This window comes from Pseudomonas sp. HY7a-MNA-CIBAN-0227 (genome assembly GCF_040310325.1).
GTDB lineage: Bacteria > Pseudomonadota > Gammaproteobacteria > Pseudomonadales > Pseudomonadaceae > Aquipseudomonas.
Map to the genome: position 1 here is coordinate 315,458 of NZ_JBEOPT010000001.1, position 19,849 is coordinate 335,306.

A 19,849-nucleotide genomic window follows, 5' to 3' on the forward strand; every position below is an offset into this window, starting at 1 on the left:
CCGCCGTTTACGCTTGTCTGGTCCCATCGATTGCAGGAGGGCTCTGAATGAAAATGCTCCCGCTACAAGCCGCCGTTGCCGCTGCGCTGTTGAGCGTTGCGATCGGCGTTTCGGCCAAACCGCTGGTGGTCTGCACCGAAGCCAGCCCGGAAGGTTTCGACCCGGTCCTGTACACCACGGCCGTCACCGCTGACGCCGCGGCTGAAACCATGTTCAACCGCCTGGTGGACTTCAAGCCCGGCACCACCGAAGTGATACCGGCGCTCGCCAAAGACCTGCCGGAAATCAGCGCTGATGGGCTGACCTACACGTTCCACCTGCGTGACGACATCAAGTTCCACACCACCGACTACTTCAAACCCACGCGCAACATGAATGCCGACGACGTGCTTTGGAGCTTCCAGCGTCAGCTGGACCCGAAACACCCTTGGCATAACAAGTCCAACGTGGGTTATCCGTACTTCGAAAGCATGGGTTTCAAGGATCTGCTCAAAAGCGTAGAGAAGACTGACGACCATACCGTGGTCTTCACCCTGACCCGCCGTGAAGCACCGTTCCTGGCTGACATTGCCATGGCCTTCTCTTCGATTCACTCCGCCGAATACGCCGACCAACTGCTCAAGGCCGACAAGACCGCCGACCTCAACAGCAAGCCGATCGGCACCGGGCCGTTCATCTTTACTCGCTACGCCAAGGACGCCCAGGTGCGCTTCAAAGCCAACCCGGAGTACTTCCGTGGCAAGCCACCGGCCGACCCGCTGATCCTGGCCATCACCACCGACAGCAACGTGCGCCTGCAAAAGCTCAAGGCCAACGAGTGCCAGATCGCGCTGTACCCCAAGCCCGATGACGTCCCGAATGCCAAGGCCGACCCGAACCTGAAAGTCGCGGAACTGGCGGCCATGACCACCAGCTACACCGCCATGAACACTACCCACAAATACCTGAGCGACGCGCGCGTGCGTCACGCAATCAACATTGCGTTCGATAAAGAGGCCTACACCGACGCGCTGTATGGCAAAGGCAACGCCGTGGTCGGCACGGGGCCTTACCCAAACACGCTGCTGGGCTTCAGCGACAAACTGAAAAACCCTCCCCGCACGCCCGCAGAGCTGGATAAGGCCCGCGCCTTACTCAAGGAAGCTGGCGTGCCTGAAGGCACCGTGCTGACACTGTTCACCCGCAACGGCGGCGGCCCGACCAATCCCAACCCATTGCTCGGCGCGCAGATGATGCAGTCGGACCTGGCGCGTATCGGCCTGAAGATCGACATCCGCGTTTTTGAGTGGGGCGAGATGCTCAAACGCTCCAAAGCCGGCGAACATGACCTGATGTCGGCCGGCTGGGCAGGTGATAACGGCGACCCGGACAACTTCCTCACTCCAAACCTGAGTTGCGAAGCAGCGAAAAACGGCGAAAACTACGCACGCTGGTGTAACCAGGAGTTTCAAGACTTGATCGACAAGGCCCGCGCAGGCACTGAGCCGGCGGCACGGGCTGCACTCTATGAACAAGCACTGGACGTTTTCGCCAAGGACCAACCATGGCTTCCCATGGCTTACCCGAAAATGTTCACCGCCATGCGCAAGAACGTCGAAGGTTTTGTTCAAAGCCCTCTGACTACAAATAACTTCGCCACCACCCTGGTGAAGTAAATAAGAGAAACGCTCGGCACCGTCGATATTAACGGTGCCGAACCTGCCTAACCGGCTGATTGAGGTACACAACAAGATGTTTAGTTTTATTGCCCGCCGATTGGGGTTGTTGATCCCCACGTTCTTCGGCATCACCTTGCTGACTTTCGCGTTGATTCGCATGATTCCTGGCGATCCCGTGGAAGTCATGATGGGCGAGCGACGAGTCGACCCCGAAATGCACGCTCAGGCAATGGAACGCCTTGGTTTGAATAAACCGCTGTATGCGCAATACCTGGACTACGTCGGCAAACTCGCCCAAGGCGACCTTGGCGAATCCCTGCGCACCCGTACCAGCGTGTGGACCGAGTTCTCCGCCCTATTCCCTGCGACCCTGGAACTGTCCCTGGCCGCCCTGTTGTTCGCCGGCATCCTTGGGCTTTTAGCCGGGGTGATCGCGGCCTTGAAGCGAGGGTCCCTGTTCGACCACGGGGTGATGGGCATCTCCCTCGCGGGATATTCGATGCCAATCTTCTGGTGGGGCCTGATCCTGATCATGTTCTTCTCGGTGAGCCTGGGCTGGACCCCGGTTTCCGGGCGTATCGACCTGCTCTACGACATCGAGCCGCGCACCGGTTTCATGCTGATCGACACCCTGCTGGCGGACGAACCGGATGCGTTCTGGGACGCCCTGCACCACCTGATCCTGCCGGCCATCGTGCTCGGCACCATCCCGCTGGCGGTGATCGCGCGGATGACTCGCTCCTCGATGCTCGAAGTTCTGCGCGAAGACTACATCCGTACCGCCAGGGCCAAAGGCCTGTCGCCGGCGCGCGTAGTGTTCGTCCACGGCCTGCGCAACGCGCTGATCCCGGTACTGACGGTGGTCGGCCTGCAAGTCGGCACCCTGCTGGCCGGTGCGGTCCTGACCGAAACCATCTTTTCCTGGCCCGGCATCGGCAAATGGCTGATCGAAGCCATTGGCGCACGGGACTATCCCGTGGTGCAAAACGGCATCCTGTTAATCGCCTGCCTGGTGATTATGGTGAACTTCGTAGTGGACATCCTCTACGGCTTCGCCAACCCACGCATCCGTCACCAGCGCTGAGATCATGACCATGAGCACACCAACTCCATCGGTAGCAGTCGATCAAAGCCTGCTGTATCCGTCCCCGTACAAAGAATTCTGGCAAGCCTTCTCCCAGAACAAGGGCGCCGTCGCCGGCCTGATGTTCATGATCGTGATCGTGTTCTGCGCGCTGTTCGCCCCTTGGGTCGCACCGCACAACCCGAGCGAGCAGTACCGCGACTTCCTGCTGACCCCGCCATCGTGGCTCGAAGGTGGGCAGATCCAGTTCCTGCTGGGCACCGACGAACTGGGCCGTGACTTGCTGTCCCGCTTGATCCAGGGTTCGCGCCTGTCCTTGCTGATCGGCTTGTCGTCGGTCGTGATGTCGCTGATCCCAGGGATCCTGATGGGGCTGTTCGCCGGGTTCTTCCCGCGCCTGCTGGGCCCGACCATCATGCGTTTGATGGACATCATGCTCGCCCTGCCGTCGCTGCTGCTGGCCGTAGCCATTGTCGCCATCCTTGGCCCTGGCTTGATCAACACCGTGATCGCCATTGCCATCGTGTCCCTGCCGTCCTATGTCCGCCTGACTCGCGCCGCAGTGATGGGCGAACTGCACCGCGACTACGTGACCGCCGCCCGCCTCGCTGGCGCCGGCCTGCCACGCCTGATGTTCATCACCGTGCTGCCTAACTGCATGGCACCGTTGATCGTCCAGGCGACCTTGAGCTTTTCCTCGGCGATTCTCGATGCCGCAGCGTTAGGCTTCCTCGGCCTTGGTGTACAACCGCCAACCCCTGAGTGGGGCACCATGCTGGCTTCGGCTCGCGACTACATCGAACGCGCCTGGTGGGTCGTGAGCCTGCCTGGCTTGACCATTTTGCTCAGCGTGCTGGCAATCAACCTGATGGGCGACGGCCTGCGCGATGCGCTGGACCCGAAACTCAAGAATGCCGCCTGAGGAGATTCCCATGTCACTGCTAGAAATCAAGAATCTCAATGTCCGCTTCGGCGACAAGAGCGCAGTCCCAGTGGTCGACGGCCTCGATATTAGCGTCGACAAAGGTGAGGTATTGGCCATCGTTGGCGAGTCGGGTTCGGGTAAATCCGTGACCATGATGGCGCTGATGGGCCTGATCGAGCACCCTGGCATCGTCACCGCTGACGCCCTGAACTTCGACGGCAAGGACATGCTCAAGCTGAGCAACCGCCAGCGTCGGCAAATCGTCGGTAAAGATCTGGCCATGGTGTTCCAGGACCCGATGACCGCCCTGAACCCCAGCTACACCGTGGGTTTCCAGATCGAAGAAGTGCTGCGTCTGCACCTCAAGATGTCCCGCAAACAAGCCCGCAAGCGCGCCATCGAACTGCTGGAAAAGGTGGAAATCCCTGGCGCCGCCAGCCGTATGAACGCCTACCCGCACCAACTGTCCGGCGGCATGAGCCAGCGTGTGGCGATTGCCATGGCCATTGCCGGCGAGCCGAAACTGCTGATCGCCGATGAGCCGACCACCGCGCTGGACGTGACCATCCAGGCGCAGATCATGGAGCTGCTGCTGGCCCTGCAAAAAGAAAGGAACATGGGCCTGGTGCTGATCACCCACGACCTCGCAGTCGTGGCCGAAACCGCCCAGCGCGTGTGTGTGATGTATGCCGGCCAAGCCGTGGAAGTCGGGCAAGTGCCTGGCCTGTTCGACGTACCCGGCCACCCGTACAGCGAAGCATTGCTGGCGGCGATTCCGGAACACAGCATGGGCGCCGCCCGGCTGTCGACCTTGCCGGGCATCGTGCCCGGTCGTTATGACCGTCCCCAAGGTTGCCTGCTGTCGCCGCGCTGCCCTTACGTTCAGGACAGCTGCCGTCAGACGCGTCCAGGTCTGGACCCTAAAGCCCACAGCCTTGCGCGCTGCTTCTACCCCTTGAACCAGGAGGTGGCGTAATGGCCGTCGTTCTTACCGCCCGCGACCTGACCCGTCACTACGAAGTGTCCCGTGGCCTGTTCAAGGGCCACGCCCTGGTGCGCGCCCTTAATGGTGTGTCGTTTGAGCTGGAAGCCGGCAAGACTCTCGCCGTAGTGGGCGAATCCGGTTGCGGCAAATCCACCCTCGCTCGCGCCCTAACGTTGATTGAAGAACCATCCTCCGGCTCCTTGAAAATTGCCGGCCAGGAAGTCACTGGCGCCGACAAGGCCCAGCGCAAGCAGCTGCGCAAAGACGTGCAGATGGTGTTCCAGAGCCCTTACGCCTCGTTGAACCCACGGCAGAAGGTCGGTGATCAGCTCGGCGAGCCACTGCTGATCAACACCAACCTGTCGGCCGCCGAGCGTCGTGAAAAAGTCCAGGCAATGATGAAGCAAGTGGGCCTGCGCCCTGAGCACTATCAGCGCTACCCACACATGTTTTCTGGTGGTCAGCGCCAGCGGATCGCCCTGGCCCGGGCGATGATGCTGCAACCCAAGGTGCTGGTGGCGGATGAACCGACCTCGGCACTGGACGTGTCGATCCAGGCCCAGGTGCTTAACCTGTTCATGGACCTGCAGCAGGAATTCAACACCGCCTACGTGTTCATCTCCCACAACCTGGCGGTGGTGCAGCACGTCGCCGACGACGTGATGGTGATGTACCTCGGCCGCCCGGTGGAAATGGGCGCGAAGAACGACATCTATGAGCGCCCGCTGCACCCCTACACCCAGGCGCTGTTGTCGGCCACACCGACCATCCACCCGGACCCGAACAAGCCGAAGATCAAGATCGTCGGCGAGTTGCCCAACCCGCTCAACCCGCCGTCCGGCTGCGCGTTTCACAAGCGCTGCCCGTACGCCACCGAACTGTGCAGCACCGACGAGCCCGCCTTGCGCGAACTCGATAATCGCCAGGTGGCTTGCCACTACGCGGAGCAGTTTGTGGCCTAGCCGGTAGATGTTGATCGTTCCCACGCTCCGGCGTGGGAACGATCATGCCCTGGGGTTCAGTCCAGAGCATTGCTTGAATTTTACAGCCCTTCTCGTCGGATTGCGCATCAGCCCGGCGAGAGGGGGCTTTCTTTTGCCTGCCGTCTACGTCTGGCTATCGCCCTCATAACTGTCATCGGTATCCGGCTCTTCGGTGGTGGTGTCATCATCGTCGGCACTGCCACCTTGGCCCTGATCTCCGCCTTCAGACTCCGATTTGGCCAGTTGCAAGCCACTGCCCTGCTCATTCTGCACCGCCGAGAAGCCTCCATTGCCTCCATGCACCGGGTTGTGCGCCCAAGCCGTCGACATCCCGAGGCACAACAACACCAGCACTTTGATCAACAACACGAATCGTTGAAAAATACTCATGGTCGATTCCGTCCAGTCAGTAGGTAAATCCCGCACGACAGTCGTTTACCGCCGCAAGCTTTGACGCTAGTCCCAATATGAGGTTTTCGCCAGATAATTGAGCCCCGGCAGGCGCGCAAAAAAAGGGCGAAGCCATGACAGCTTCGCCCTTTCATTTACCGCTCAGACCTTAATGGTGTTCGCGGGTCGCACGGAATTTCACATCCGGCCAGCGCTCTTCCATCAGCGCCAGGTTGACCCGGGTCGGAGCCAGGTAGGTCAGGTGACCGCCGCCATCGATGGCGAGGTTTTCCACAGCCTTGATCCTGAACTCTTCGAGCTTCTTCTTATCGCTGCAATCGATCCAGCGCGCCGAGTACACGGTGATTGGCTCGTAGGAGCACTCGACCTTGTATTCCTCTTTCAAGCGGCTGGCGACCACATCGAACTGCAGCACACCGACGGCGCCAAGAATGATGTCGTTGCTGCGCTCGGGGAAGAACACCTGGGTCGCGCCTTCTTCCGCCAACTGCTGCAAGCCCTGACGCAGTTGCTTGGACTTGAGCGGGTCGCGCAGGCGCACGCGGCGGAACAGTTCCGGCGCAAAGTGCGGGATGCCGGTAAAGCTCAGCGCTTCGCCTTCGGTGAAGGTGTCGCCGATCTGGATGGTGCCGTGGTTGTGCAAGCCGATGATGTCGCCAGCGAACGCTTCTTCCAGTTGCTCACGCTCGGAGGAGAAGAACGTCAGGGCGTCGCCGATGCGCACGTCCTTGCCGGTGCGCACGTGGCGCATCTTCATGCCTTTTTCGTATTTGCCGGAGCAGATGCGCATAAAGGCAATACGGTCGCGGTGTTTTGGGTCCATGTTCGCCTGGATCTTGAACACGAAGCCGGCGAACTTCTCTTCCACCGGTTCCACGGTGCGCTCGTTGGCCACTCGGGCCAGCGGCAACGGCGCCCAGTTGACCACAGCGTCGAGCACGTGGTCGACGCCGAAGTTGCCCAGGGCGGTGCCAAAGAACACCGGGGTCATCTGACCGTCGAGGAATTCCTGCTGGTTGAACTCATGGCAGGCGCCCTGCACCAGTTCCAACTGATCGACAAAGCGGTCGTACTCGTCACCCAGGTGGGCGCGGGCCTCATCGGAGTCGAGCTTCTCGATGATTTTCACATCGGTGCGCTCGTGGCCGTGGCCGGCGGTGTAGACAAGGATGTAGTCGTCAGCCAGGTGGTACACGCCCTTGAAGTCGCGGTAGCAACCAATCGGCCAGGTGATCGGCGCAGCCTTGATCTTCAGGACGGCTTCGATCTCGTCCAGCAGCTCGATGGGGTCGCGGATGTCGCGGTCGAGTTTGTTGATGAAGCTGATAATCGGCGTATCACGCAGACGGCAGACATCCATCAGGGCGATGGTCCGTGGCTCGACACCTTTACCACCGTCGAGGACCATCAGTGCCGAGTCGACCGCGGTCAGGGTACGGTAGGTGTCTTCGGAGAAGTCTTCGTGGCCCGGGGTGTCGAGCAGGTTGATCATGTGGTCGCGATACGGGAACTGCATGACCGACGTGGTAATGGAAATACCACGCTGCTTCTCCATTTCCATCCAGTCTGAGGTGGCATGGCGGTCGGATTTGCGGGATTTCACCGTGCCGGCCACTGCGATTGCCTTGCCCATCAGCAACAGCTTCTCGGTGATGGTGGTTTTACCGGCATCGGGGTGGGAAATAATAGCGAAAGTGCGGCGTTTCGCGACTTCGGCGGCCTGGTGGGTCATGGGAAATCGCCTGGCAGGTGAGTCAAAAAAGGGCGGCGAGTATAGCGCAAACCTAGGCCCACGGACCACCGCTCACCCGGTTGCAGTGACTTCAAGGGTGGCTAATTACTGCTAAATATGGAACCTTTTAAAAGGTAGAGACGTCCACTCCCCTGTACCGCACTCGTTACCAGGGCCTGAAAAATCATCAAGTTAGCCTGACGAGGCTGCGCTCATGGCTCGACCTCACGCCGTTTTGCCGGCGTTGGCGAGCTGCTTTTCGCGAGCACATTACCGGCAGCCAGGAATGGCATTGCCGCACGGTAATGTGCGCGCCGACTGAAATAAAGGAGTCCGCCTGTGGCTATTCGCTATGGCAAAGGGCTGATAGGAGGAGCGGTTGTCGTCGCTCTCCTGGCCCTGCTGGTCCACTGGATTGGCATCAACACGATCGAACTGTACCGCGACGATTTGTTGTTTTATCTGCAAGCTCACCTGATTCTCGTCCTTGTTTCCATGCTGGCCGCCCTGATTGTAGGGATTCCCGCCGGTATCCTGCTCAGCCGACCGAACATGGTCGGGCGCGCAGAACGCTTCATGCAGATCTTCAACATCGGCAACACCGTCCCACCCCTCGCCGTACTGGCCATTGCCCTGGGCGTGCTGGGCATCGGCAGCGGTCCTGCTATCTTCGCCCTGTTCCTCGCCTCATTGCTGCCCATTGTGCGCAACACCTATGAAGGCCTGAAAAACGTCCAGGGCTCCCTGAAAGAAGCTGCCGTCGGCATCGGCATGACCCCGCGCCAGGTGCTGTTTCGCGTCGAGTTGCCCAACGCCGTGCCGATCATCATCGGCGGCGTGCGCGTAGCGCTGGCGATCAACGTCGGTACCGCGCCCCTGGCCTTCCTGATTGGTGCCAACAGCCTGGGTAGCCTGATTTTCCCCGGCATCGCCTTGAACAATCAGCCGCAACTGCTGCTCGGCGCCGCCTGCACCGCGCTACTGGCATTGCTGCTCGACGGTCTGGTGACCATGGCTAGCCGCCTCTGGCTGGAACGCGGAGTGCGTGCGTCTTAAGGCTTGGCAAAGGAACCAACATGAAAAAACTGACTTTGATACTAGGCTGCCTCCTGCTGTTTGCAGGGATTGCGCAAGCCGCTGAAAAACCAGTGATCCGCATCGGCGCCCGGGTGTTCACCGAACAGACCCTGCTTGCGGAAATAACTTCCCAGTACCTGCGCACCAAGGGTTACGACACCCGAGTGACCGGAGGCCTGGGCAGCAACCTGGCACGCAGTGCCCAGGAAAGCGGGCAACTGGACCTGATATGGGAATACACCGGCGTGTCGCTCGTAGCCTACAACCACGTTGACGAGAAACTCGACAGCGAACAGTCCTACGCCAGAGTGAAAGAACTCGATGCGAAAAAAGGCCTGGTCTGGCTATCGCCGTCGAAATTCAGCAACACCTATGCGCTGTCGCTGCCAGAAAACGTGGCCAAGCAATACCCGCAGATCAACACCATCAGCGACCTGACCAAAGCCCTCGCCGAAAAAACCAGGGAAAACCGCCTGGTGGCCCTGGACACCGAGTTCACCAACCGTTCCGACGGCATGGCCGGCATGGTCAAGCTCTACGGCATGAACCTGACCCGCAAAAACACCCGGCAGATGGACGCGGGCCTGGTTTACACCGCCCTGCGTAACGGCCAGGTGTTTGCCGGTTTGGTCTACACCACCGATGGTCGCCTCAATGCCTTCAAATTGAAGCTGCTGGAAGACGACCTGCATTACTTCCCAGACTACACAGCAGCGCCCGTGGTGCGTCAGGTTTATCTCGATGCCCACCCGCAACTGGCCGCAGACCTCAAGCCGCTGGCAGCGCTGTTCGACGACCAGACCATGCGCCAGTTGAATGCGCGGGTCGACGTCGATCATGAAAGCCCGTCCGCTGTCGCCGCAGATTTCCTGCGCCAACATCCCATCAACTGAGGAGAAGATATGGAATTTCTGAACGCCTTTTCCCACCTTGATTGGACACAGGTCCTGCACCTGACCTGGCAGCACATCACCCTAGTCGGCATCGCGGTCATTCTCGCGATCGTCGTGGGCGTGCCCCTGGGCGTGCTGATGACCCGCTTCCCGACACTGGCCGGCCCACTGCAAGCCAGCGCCACGGTGCTGCTGACCGTGCCGTCCATCGCCCTGTTCGGCCTGCTGCTGCCGTTCTACTCCAAGTTCGGCCAGGGCCTGGGGCCGATGCCGGCGATCACCGCCGTGTTCCTCTATTCCCTGCTGCCGATCATGCGTAACACCTACCTGGCCCTGACCGGCGTCGAGCCAGGCATCCGCGAGGCGGCCAAAGGCATCGGCATGACCTTCAGCCAGCGCCTGCGCATGGTCGAACTGCCCATCGCCGTGCCAGTGATCCTCGCCGGCGTGCGCACCGCCGTGGTGATGAACATTGGCGTCATGACCATTGCCGCCACCATCGGCGCCGGTGGCCTGGGTGTACTTATTCTGGCTTCCATCAGCCGCAGCGACATGTCGATGCTGATCGTTGGCGCCGTACTGGTCAGTCTCCTGGCCATCTTCGCCGACCTGCTTCTGCAATGGCTGCAACGCACGCTGACTCCAAAAGGACTGCTCAAATGATCGAACTTCAAAACCTGACCAAGACCTTTCAAAGCAACGGCAAGACCATCACCGCCGTTGATTCCGTGAGCCTGACCGTCAACGAAGGCGAAATTTGCGTATTCCTCGGCCCGTCGGGCTGCGGCAAGAGCACCACGTTGAAGATGATCAACCGCCTGATCAAGCCCACATCCGGCAAGATTTTGATCAACGGCGAAGACACCACCGACCTGGACGAAGTGACCCTGCGTCGCAACATCGGCTATGTGATCCAGCAGATCGGCTTGTTCCCCAACATGACCATCGAAGAAAACATCGTGGTGGTGCCCAAGCTCCTGGGTTGGGACAAGCAGAAATGCCATGACCGCGCCCGCGAGTTGATGAGCATGATCAAGCTCGAACCCAAGCAGTATCTGCACCGCTACCCGCGTGAATTGTCCGGAGGCCAGCAGCAGCGAATCGGCGTGATCCGCGCCCTGGCGGCCGATGCGCCGTTGCTGCTGATGGATGAGCCGTTCGGCGCGGTCGACCCGATCAACCGCGAGATGATCCAGAACGAATTCTTCGAGATGCAACGCGCGCTGAACAAAACCGTGATCATGGTCAGCCACGACATCGACGAAGCCATCAAGCTGGGCGACAAAATCGCCATCTTCCGCGCTGGCAAGCTGTTGCAGATCGATCACCCGGACACCCTGCTGGCCCACCCTGCCGACGAATTCGTCAGCAGCTTTGTCGGCCAGGACAGCACCCTCAAGCGCCTGTTGCTGGTGAAGGCCGAGGATGCAGCGGATAACGCACCGTCGGTAAGCCCGGAAACGCCAGTGGCCGACGCCCTGGAATTGATGGACGAACACGACCGTCGCTACGTGGTGGTGACCGATGGCGAGAATAAAGCCCTGGGCTTTGTGCGTCGTCGCGACCTGCACCGCAAGACCGGCACCTGCGCGCAATTCCTGCAGGAATTCAACGCCACCGCAGCGTACGACGAGCATTTGCGCATCCTGCTGTCGCGCATGTACGAGTTCAACCGCTCGTGGTTGCCGGTGATGGATGCCGAGCGGGTGTTCCTTGGTGAGGTGACTCAGGAGTCGATTGCCGAGTACCTGAGTTCCGGCAAGTCTCGTGGCGGCAAGACCAGCATTGTTTCGCCAGCCGAGGCTGCGTTGGCCTGACCGAAACCAGTTTGGTGGGGCTGCTCCCCTGTGGCGAGGGGGCTTGCCCCCTCGCCACAGGGGAGCAGCCCTTTCGCCAGCGGTTCCCCCTTCAAATCTCCCTTCCCGGGGAACATCAATCCGTCATGCCTGTCGGTTACATAAGTAGCTGCACATGCCCACACGACGAGCGCGTGTAAAAACGCGACATTTTTAGTTGATCTCAAGCCCCTCAAGTCCTAAAGTTCGCGCCGAACGTCCATGCTGGAAACGATCCATCCGGCTCAAGTACTGACGACGAGACAGCAAGGCCAAGGGAAGCGGTTGATCTCATGGCCTTTTTTGCTTTCGGCGACATGCCTTGGGAAGTAGGCGAACCAAAGTGGGGATACGGAGGACGTTCATTTGCACCCATTGATCAATCTAGTTTGCCAGTAGGAGTTCCCAGCATGTCGATTAAGGTCGAAGACTATTACGCGCGCGAAACCTTCCAGAAAATGAAGGCCTTCGCCGATACGCAAGAAACCCCGTTCGTGGTGATCGACACCGCGATGATCAGCCAGGCCTACGATAACCTGCGCGCCGGCTTCGAGTTCGCCAAGATCTACTATGCAGTCAAGGCCAACCCGGCTGTCGAAATCATCGACCTGCTGAAAGAGAAAGGCTCCAGCTTCGACATCGCTTCGATCTACGAGCTGGATAAAGTGCTCGCCCGTGGCGTCAGCGCCGACCGTATCAGCTATGGCAACACCATCAAGAAATCCAAGGACATCCGCTACTTCTACGAGAAGGGCGTGCGCCTGTTTTCCACCGATTCCGAAGCCGACCTGCGCAACATCGCCAAAGCCGCGCCGGGTTCGAAAGTCTATGTGCGTATCCTTACCGAAGGCTCGACCACCGCTGACTGGCCGTTGTCGCGCAAGTTCGGCTGCCAGACCGACATGGCCATGGACCTGCTGATCCTGGCCCGCGACCTGGGCCTGGTGCCGTACGGCATCTCTTTCCACGTCGGCTCGCAGCAGCGCGACATCAGCGTGTGGGACGCGGCGATCGCCAAGGTCAAAGTGATCTTCGAACGCCTGAAGGAAGAAGACGGCATCCACCTGAAGCTGATCAACATGGGCGGTGGCTTCCCAGCCAACTACATCACCCGCACCAACAGCCTGGAAACCTACGCAGAAGAAATCATCCGCTTCCTCAAGGAAGACTTCGGTGATGAACTGCCGGAAATCATCCTGGAACCAGGCCGTTCGTTGATCGCCAACGCCGGGATCCTGGTCAGTGAAGTGGTACTGGTCGCCCGTAAATCCCGTACCGCCGTCGAGCGTTGGGTGTACACGGATGTGGGCAAGTTCTCCGGCCTGATCGAAACCATGGACGAAGCCATCAAGTTCCCGATCTGGACCGAGAAGAACGGCGAGATGGAAGAAGTGGTCATCGCCGGGCCTACCTGCGACAGCGCCGACATCATGTACGAAAACTACAAGTACGGTTTGCCGCTGAACCTGGCGATTGGTGATCGGATGTACTGGTTGTCGACCGGTGCGTACACCACCAGCTACAGCGCAGTGGAATTCAATGGGTTCCCGCCGTTGAAATCGTTCTACCTGTAAGAGAAGCAGCGGCAAGTTTTAAGCTGCAAGAGGAAGCCCATGCGTGTCATGGGCTTTTTTGTGGGCCTAGGAAAGCTCTGTCGAACGTCGCTGGTAATCCACAGCCATTGCCCGAATCTGCGGATCATTGGCGGCCGACAATGCTTTGTAAGCCACCCGCAAAAACTTCAGATTCCCGCCCGCCAGTGCCTTGCGCAACCATTCCAGCGCTGCATCGATCTGGCCTCGGTCAGCCAACACCGCTGCGTAACTGAACTGCCCACGAAAATCCCCACCTTGCGCTGATCGTCGATACCACTCAACCGCCGCATCCAAATCTCGGGGGCAGAACTGCCCTTCTTCCAGATAACGCCCAAGTAGGTTCATCGATTTGGCATGACCCAACTGCGCTGCCTGTCGATAACACACCAGTGCTTGCTGCTGATCCTCGGCCTCACCGCGACCCGTCGCCAGCAGGTTGGCATAGTTATACAAACCCCAATCAAGCCCGGCGTCTGCGGCCTGGCGATATTCCCGCGCAGCCGCCACGGCATCAGCCGTGCAGCCCCAGCCATGCTCAAAACAGCGACCGAGCATATTGTGCGCCATCAAATGCCCACCTTGGGCCGCGATCTGAAACCAGCGCAATGCCAGTGCCTCATCGCGCTCAATGCCGCGTCCTTCCAGGAGAATCTGCCCCAGCAACGCCTGGGCATCCACCACGCCCTCCTTCGCCGCCATCAAAATCGCCTGGGCGGCGCGCACCGGGGATTCGTAGAGCATGGCCCGCAGTTGTTCACCGTCGAGGACCTCTTCACGGCGCAATTGAAAATCCATAGTCATACCTCAACCCAGCGGCGCAACAGATTGTGATAGGTACCGGTGAGTTGTATCAGCGCCGGGTGATCGGGCACATCCGTGGTCAGTTGCTGGATCGCACCGTCCATTTCGAACAGCAAGGTGCGCTGGCTGTCTTCGCGCACCAGGCTTTGGGTCCAGAAAAACGAGGCGTAGCGGGCGCCACGGGTCACGGCGTTGACCTTGTGCAGGCTGGAGCCGGGGTACAGCACCATGTCTCCGGCTGGCAGCTTGACCCGCTGCAGACCGAAGGTGTCCTGGATTTCCAACTCCCCACCGTCGTATTCGTCAGGGTCGCTGAAAAATACTGTGGAGGACAGGTCGGTACGCACCCGCTCATGGCTGCCCTTGGGCTGGCGCACGGCGTTATCGATATGAAAGTCGAAACTGCCACCAGCTGTGTAGCAGTTGAGCAACGGGGGGAAGACTTTGTGAGGTAACGCCGCAGACATAAACAGCGGATTTTTCCATAGACGATCGAGTATCGCCGCGCCGATTTCCTGCGCCAGTGGGTGGCCTTCCGGCAGTTGCAGGTTGTGTTTGGCCTTGGCCGACTGATGCCCGGCAGTGACTTTCCCGTCGGCCCAATCAGCTTGTGCCAGGGCTTCGCGGATGCGCAGCACTTCCTCGCGAGAGAACAAGCCGGGAATGTGCAGCAACATGGGGCAATACCTGAAAGCAGAGGATCACCAATGGTAGTGATTCTTATTGTCCATGTACAACCCCACTCCAACCCCAGGGACGAACGAGATCGCAAAAACCGTAAAAATAAAGTGTAAAGAATGTAAATTAAGTGCGAATAGTAATGTATCGCAATTGATAGAAAGTCTTTTTCGCATTATATTCCGCGACCTCACATCCTTGGGGAAAGGACACGTCATGTCCCGCACGTCTATAAAAATACCTGCCAGTTCACCGCGTTTACTGGCCTCGGCCATCGGCGTCGCCATCAGTGCCAGCTCTGTCGCCCATCTGGCGCAAGCGGCTGAAAACACCGAGCAGAAAGGCGAGCGCAACAGCATCTCCCTGGGTGCAACCAGCATCACCGGGCAGGAACAGGACGCGACGTCCTACCAGGTTGAAAAAGCCTCTTCGCAAAAGTACACCGCGCCGCTGGTGGACACCCCGCGCTCGGTCACCGTGGTGCCACAGCAAGTACTCAAGGACACCGCCGCCACCTCGTTGCAGGATGCCTTGCGCACCGTGCCAGGAATTACTTTCGGCGCTGGTGAAGGCGGTAATCCCCAGGGCGACCGTCCGTTCATTCGCGGCTTTGACGCCCAGGGCGACACCTACCTCGATGGCGTGCGCGATACCGGCGGCCAGAGCCGCGAGATCTTCGACATCGAGTCCATCGAAGTCAGTAAAGGCCCCAACTCGTCCTTTGGGGGACGCGGTTCGGCCGGTGGCAGCCTCAATCTGGTGAGCAAGACTCCACAGGCGCGGGACTTCACCAACGGTGGCTTCACCTACGGTTCCGACCAGACCCGTCGTTATGTACTCGACGTCAACCGTCAGTTCCTCGACAACGCAGCGTTCCGCCTGAACCTGATGACCCACGACCAGAACGTGGCCGGCCGCGACACCATCAACTATGACCGTTGGGGCGTGGCACCCTCGCTGACCTTCGGCCTGGGCACGCCAACCCGTGTCAACTTCAGCTACTACCACATGGAAAGCAACGATCTGCCTGATTCGGGGATTCCGTATGGCTACAGCTCGCCCACGGCAACCGCCCACGGCCATGACAAGCCCACCGACGGCGGTGACAGCAACAATTTCTACGGTTTGAAGGATCGCGACTTCCGCAAAACCCGCGCCGACATCAGCACGTTCTCCATCGAGCACGACCTGAACGACAACATGACGCTGAAAAACACCCTGCGTCATGGCAACACCGGGCAGGATTACGTCCTCACGCAGCCTGACGACAGCCAGCGCAACGTCAACCGCTTCGGTACCGTGTGGCGCCGCGCCAACGCACGAGTGTCCACTACCGAAACCACCACCAACCAGACTGATCTGTTTGGCAGCTTCCAGGCCCTGGGCTTTAAGCACTCTTACTCCACCGGGCTGGAATTCACCGGTGAAGAAACCCGCGTCAGCGGCTACACCATCAGCCCCAACAGCAACCCGACCTGCACCGTGGCCGGTGGCAGCAAGGGTGGCCAGTGCACCTCCCTGGGCAATCCGAACCCGGACGACGCCTGGACCGGCAGCATCGCGCGCAATTACAACGGCACCAACACCAAGGCCACCAGCCGCGCCGCGTATGTGTTCGACACCATCGAGCTGGACCCGAAGTGGCTGCTCAACGTCGGCCTGCGCTACGACACCTTTGACACAGTTGCCAACACCAACGCCGTGCCAAGCGCCACCGTACAGGCCCGCAGCAAGATCAAGGACGACAGCCAGTTCTTCAACTGGCAGGCCGGCCTGGTCTGGAAGCCCCTGGATAACGGCAGCATCTATGCCTCCTACGCCACCTCGGCATCGCCAGCGGGCGGCCTGGTGGGCGAAGGTGTGGATAACAACGCGATCCCTACCGGCATCAACACCAGCGACCTGAAACCCGAAGAAACCGTCAACTACGAGCTGGGCACCAAGTGGGACCTGTTCCACAACCGCCTGTCCCTGACGGCCGCCGTGTTCCGTACCGAGAAGCAAAACACCCGCATCCTGATGGACTCCAATACCTATGAAACCGCAGGTGAGTCCCGGGTCGACGGCCTGGAATTGTCGGCCAGCGGCAAGCTCACCGATCAATGGCAAGTGTTCGCCGGCTACAGCTATCTGAAAAGCGAGCTGGTTGACCCCGGCAAGAACGGCAACCGCCTGGGTGTGGTAACGGCCGGTTCCAACAAAGGCAACCAGATGCCCAACACGCCGAAGAACTCCTTCAGCCTGTGGACCACTTACGACCTGACGCCAAAGCTGACCATCGGCGGCGGCGCGTTTTATGTCGACGAAGTCTACGGCGACGCGGGCAACACCGTGTACGTGCCGTCCTACACCCGCTACGACGCCATGGCCAGCTACAAGCTGACCAAGAACGTCGACCTGCAGTTGAACGTGCAGAACCTGACCGACAAGACCTACTACGACAAGGCTTATGGCTCGCACTTCGCCAACCAGGCGGCCGGGCGTACGGCGCTGTTGAGCACCAGCTTCCACTTCTAAACCGGTAGAGCTATCTGCACAGAGCCCCACGCATCGGATGCGTGGGGCTTTTGCGTGTGAAACAGAATGTTTCTCGACAACCCACGGCATAATGCGCGCCGTGATGAACCTATTCAGATGAACGAGGCAGTCCCACGTGTTGAAGAAAACCCTGTTCCAGTTGCATTGGTTCTTCGGCATTACCGCCGGGCTGGTGTTGGCGTTGATGGGGATCACCGGCGCTACGGTGTCGTTCCAGGATGAAATCCTGCGGGCGCTCAACCCGACCGTACTGACCGTGGAGATGCGCCCAGCCGGGGTGCTACCACCAGCTGAACTGGTGCGCACGCTGGAAGCCACTGAAAACAAGACCGTGTCCATGCTCTGGGTGGAGAGCGAAAGCGGCAATGCCGCGCGAGTGTTCTTCACGCCACCGCCGGGCGAACGCCGTGGCCAAATGCGCTACTTCGACCCGTACACCGGCGCCTACATGGGTGACGCCGTCGGCCAGGGCTTCTTCGGCTTTGTGCTGCAACTGCACCGTTTCCTGGCCATCGGCGACACCGGTCGGCAAATCACCGGCGCCTGCACCCTGATCCTGATTTTCTTCTGCCTTTCAGGCCTGTACTTGCGCTGGCCGCGCCAGGTAGCCAGTTGGCGCGCCTGGTTGACCCTGGACTGGCGAAAAAAGGGTCGCAGTTTTAACTGGGACCTGCACTCGGTGTTCGGCACCTGGTGCTTGCTGTTCTATTTATTGGCGGCGCTGACCGGCTTGTCCTGGTCCTACGAGTGGTACAGCCAGGGCCTGAACAAACTGCTGTCCGACGCCCCGCAAAACGAGCGGGTGCGCAATCGTGGCCCAGCGCCGGCAGGTCCCGCACCAACGGCCAACTACGAGGCCATGTGGAGCAGCATCTACAGCAACGCTGGCCCCGCCTTGAGCGCCTACAACATCCGAATGCCAGCCGTTGCGGGCCAACCGGCCACTGTCTACTACCTGTTAAACACATCGCCCCATGACCGCGCGTTGAACCAAATCACCCTGAACCCGGCCACCGGCGAGGTCCAGCGCCACGAACGCTACGCCAGCAAAAGCTTCAAGGCTCAATTGCTGACCAGCATTTATGCGCTGCACGTCGGCAGTTACTTTGGCCTGGTGGGGCGGATCATCCTGACCATTACCGCGCTGTGCATGCCGCTGTTCTTTATCACCGGCTGGCTGTTGTACCTGGACCGTCGCCGCAAAAAACGCCAAGTGCGCGATGCCCGTCAAGGCCTGGGAGAAAACCGCAGTGACGCGCCGACCTGGCTGATTGGTTTTGCCAGCCAGAGTGGCTTTGCCGAGCAACTGGCCTGGCAAACCGCCAGCCAACTGCAAGCCGCCGGATTGCCGGTGAAGGTCCAGGCCCTTGGCAACGTCAGCGAAGACGACTTGCGCCAGTCAGAGCATGCGCTGTTTGTCGTCAGCACCTTCGGCGACGGCGAAGCGCCCGACAACGCCCGTGGCTTTGAACGTATCGTGCTGGGCCGGGACCTGCCCCTCAACGGCTTGAAATACTCGGTCCTGGCCCTTGGGGACCGCCAATATGAACATTTCTGTGGCTTTGCCCGACGCCTGCACTTCTGGCTGACCAACCAGGGCGGCACCCCGATGTTCGCGCCGATTGAAGTCGACAGCGGCGACCAGGACGCCTTGCTGCGCTGGCAACACCAATTGGGTGAACTGACCGGCCATGCACCGACCGCAGCCTGGCCCACCGCCAGCTATGAAAACTGGAGCTTGAGCGATCGCACACTGCTCAATCCTGACAGCAGCGGCGCGGGTGTCTATTTGCTGGAACTGACCCCACCGCAGCAAAGGGACTGGCGGGCGGGCGATCTGGTAGAGGTGCTGCCGCGCAACGGCCCATGGGCCATCGAACATTTCCTTGAGGGCTTGGGACTTGCCGGCAGCGGCAGCGTGTTGGTGGACGGTCTGGCGCAACCTCTCGACCACGCCCTGGCCAGCCGTCAATTACCGGACAATCGTGCCCATCTGGTGGGCATGCATGCCCAGGCTCTGGTGGATGCGCTGGTGCCACTGGGCATGCGTGAGTATTCCATTGCCTCGATTGCCAGCGACGGCGTGCTGGAGCTGATCGTGCGTCAGGAATACCATCCCAATGGCCGCCTGAGCCTGGGTTCCGGCTGGCTCACGGAGCACGCGCCGCTGGGGGCGGCCATCTGCCTGCGTCTACGGCGCAACAGTGGGTTCCACCTGCCGAGCGAACCTGTGCCGCTAATTCTGTTGGGCAACGGCACCGGCCTGGCCGGGCTACGCAGCCTGCTCAAGGCTCGGATCGCCGACGGCCAACAGCGTAACTGGCTGCTGTTCGGCGAACGCAATATCGCCCACGACTACCTCTGCCAGAAAGAGCTGCAAGGCTGGCTGGCCAGCGGTGACCTGGCCTTGCTGGACCTGGCGTTTAGCCGGGACCAGGAAGAGAAGATCTACGTTCAGGATCGTCTGCGGGAATCGGCGAATGTATTACGCCAGTGGCTGGCGGACGGCGCGGCGATTTATGTGTGTGGGAGTTTGCAGGGGATGGCGGCCGGGGTGGATCAGGTGTTGGTGCAAGTGTTGGGCAGTGAGGCAGTAGAGCGGCTCATTGAACAGGGCCGCTATCGCCGGGATGTCTACTAGCTGAATGCTCCCA

General features: G+C 60.1%; 16 protein-coding genes. 12 read left to right on the plus strand and 4 right to left on the minus strand.

Annotated features, from left to right (window positions below):
• Positions 1–47: 47 nt before the first annotated feature.
• The 5 genes from AAEZ06_RS01480 (at position 48) to AAEZ06_RS01500 (ending at position 5,614) form a co-directional block, all read left to right on the plus strand.
• Positions 48–1,655, plus strand: a complete 1,608-nt coding sequence (locus tag AAEZ06_RS01480) for an ABC transporter substrate-binding protein (protein WP_350612551.1) — start codon at positions 48–50, stop codon at positions 1,653–1,655.
• Between the two features lie 76 nt (positions 1,656–1,731).
• Entirely contained in the window at positions 1,732–2,742 is a 1,011-nt protein-coding gene (locus AAEZ06_RS01485) for an ABC transporter permease subunit (protein WP_149410844.1), read from the plus strand.
• A 10-nt stretch (positions 2,743–2,752) separates the two neighbouring features.
• Positions 2,753–3,664, plus strand: a complete 912-nt coding sequence (locus AAEZ06_RS01490; protein ID WP_133099929.1) for an ABC transporter permease subunit — start codon at positions 2,753–2,755, stop codon at positions 3,662–3,664.
• A gap of 10 nt (positions 3,665–3,674) precedes the next feature.
• The gene (locus AAEZ06_RS01495; RefSeq protein WP_149410843.1) at positions 3,675–4,643 is read left to right on the plus strand and encodes an ABC transporter ATP-binding protein; all 969 of its coding nucleotides are present in this window, start codon (positions 3,675–3,677) and stop codon (positions 4,641–4,643) included.
• Positions 4,643–5,614, plus strand: a complete 972-nt coding sequence (locus AAEZ06_RS01500; RefSeq protein ID WP_149410842.1) for a peptide ABC transporter ATP-binding protein — start codon at positions 4,643–4,645, stop codon at positions 5,612–5,614. Before AAEZ06_RS01495 ends, AAEZ06_RS01500 begins: the two co-directional genes overlap by 1 nt.
• 144 nt (positions 5,615–5,758) lie before the next feature.
• Here the strand turns inward: AAEZ06_RS01500 and AAEZ06_RS01505 are convergent, their stop codons facing one another.
• The gene (locus tag AAEZ06_RS01505; RefSeq protein ID WP_149410841.1) at positions 5,759–6,025 is read right to left on the minus strand and encodes a hypothetical protein; all 267 of its coding nucleotides are present in this window, start codon (positions 6,023–6,025) and stop codon (positions 5,759–5,761) included.
• A 169-nt stretch (positions 6,026–6,194) separates the two neighbouring features.
• A complete protein-coding gene (locus tag AAEZ06_RS01510; protein WP_149410840.1) occupies positions 6,195–7,778 on the minus strand; it encodes a peptide chain release factor 3 in 1,584 nt (527 codons plus the stop codon).
• Positions 7,779–8,117: 339 nt separating this feature from the next.
• Between AAEZ06_RS01510 and AAEZ06_RS01515 the strand changes: the two genes are divergently transcribed.
• The 5 genes from AAEZ06_RS01515 (at position 8,118) to AAEZ06_RS01535 (ending at position 13,157) form a co-directional block, all read left to right on the plus strand.
• Positions 8,118–8,834, plus strand: coding sequence for an ABC transporter permease (locus AAEZ06_RS01515; protein ID WP_149410839.1), 717 nt, complete (start codon positions 8,118–8,120; stop codon positions 8,832–8,834).
• A gap of 20 nt (positions 8,835–8,854) precedes the next feature.
• On the plus strand, positions 8,855–9,748 hold the full coding sequence (locus AAEZ06_RS01520; RefSeq protein ID WP_149410838.1) for a glycine betaine ABC transporter substrate-binding protein: 894 nt from the start codon (positions 8,855–8,857) through the stop codon (positions 9,746–9,748).
• A gap of 9 nt (positions 9,749–9,757) precedes the next feature.
• A complete protein-coding gene (locus tag AAEZ06_RS01525; protein ID WP_133099936.1) occupies positions 9,758–10,411 on the plus strand; it encodes an ABC transporter permease in 654 nt (217 codons plus the stop codon).
• Positions 10,408–11,565, plus strand: coding sequence for an osmoprotectant ABC transporter ATP-binding protein OsmV (locus tag AAEZ06_RS01530; protein ID WP_133099937.1), 1,158 nt, complete (start codon positions 10,408–10,410; stop codon positions 11,563–11,565). The genes AAEZ06_RS01525 and AAEZ06_RS01530 overlap by 4 nt, the downstream gene beginning before the upstream one ends.
• Positions 11,566–11,993: 428 nt before the next feature.
• Positions 11,994–13,157 carry a type III PLP-dependent enzyme gene (locus tag AAEZ06_RS01535; protein WP_149410837.1) on the plus strand — a complete coding sequence of 388 codons (1,164 nt, stop codon included), beginning with the start codon at positions 11,994–11,996 and terminating at the stop codon, positions 13,155–13,157.
• 66 nt (positions 13,158–13,223) lie between these two features.
• Here AAEZ06_RS01535 and AAEZ06_RS01540 read toward each other — a convergent pair whose 3' ends face one another.
• Positions 13,224–13,973 carry a tetratricopeptide repeat protein gene (locus AAEZ06_RS01540; protein WP_149411058.1) on the minus strand — a complete coding sequence of 250 codons (750 nt, stop codon included), beginning with the start codon at positions 13,971–13,973 and terminating at the stop codon, positions 13,224–13,226.
• Between the two features lie 2 nt (positions 13,974–13,975).
• On the minus strand, positions 13,976–14,656 hold the full coding sequence (locus tag AAEZ06_RS01545; protein WP_149410836.1) for a Fe2+-dependent dioxygenase: 681 nt from the start codon (positions 14,654–14,656) through the stop codon (positions 13,976–13,978).
• A gap of 217 nt (positions 14,657–14,873) precedes the next feature.
• On the opposite strand from AAEZ06_RS01545, the gene AAEZ06_RS01550 reads away from it, so the two are divergent.
• Together AAEZ06_RS01550 and AAEZ06_RS01555 are read left to right on the plus strand one after the other, a co-directional pair.
• Positions 14,874–17,174 carry a TonB-dependent receptor gene (locus AAEZ06_RS01550; RefSeq protein ID WP_350612557.1) on the plus strand — a complete coding sequence of 767 codons (2,301 nt, stop codon included), beginning with the start codon at positions 14,874–14,876 and terminating at the stop codon, positions 17,172–17,174.
• A 136-nt stretch (positions 17,175–17,310) separates the two neighbouring features.
• Entirely contained in the window at positions 17,311–19,836 is a 2,526-nt protein-coding gene (locus AAEZ06_RS01555) for a PepSY domain-containing protein (protein WP_350612559.1), read from the plus strand.
• Positions 19,837–19,849 lie beyond the last annotated feature (13 nt).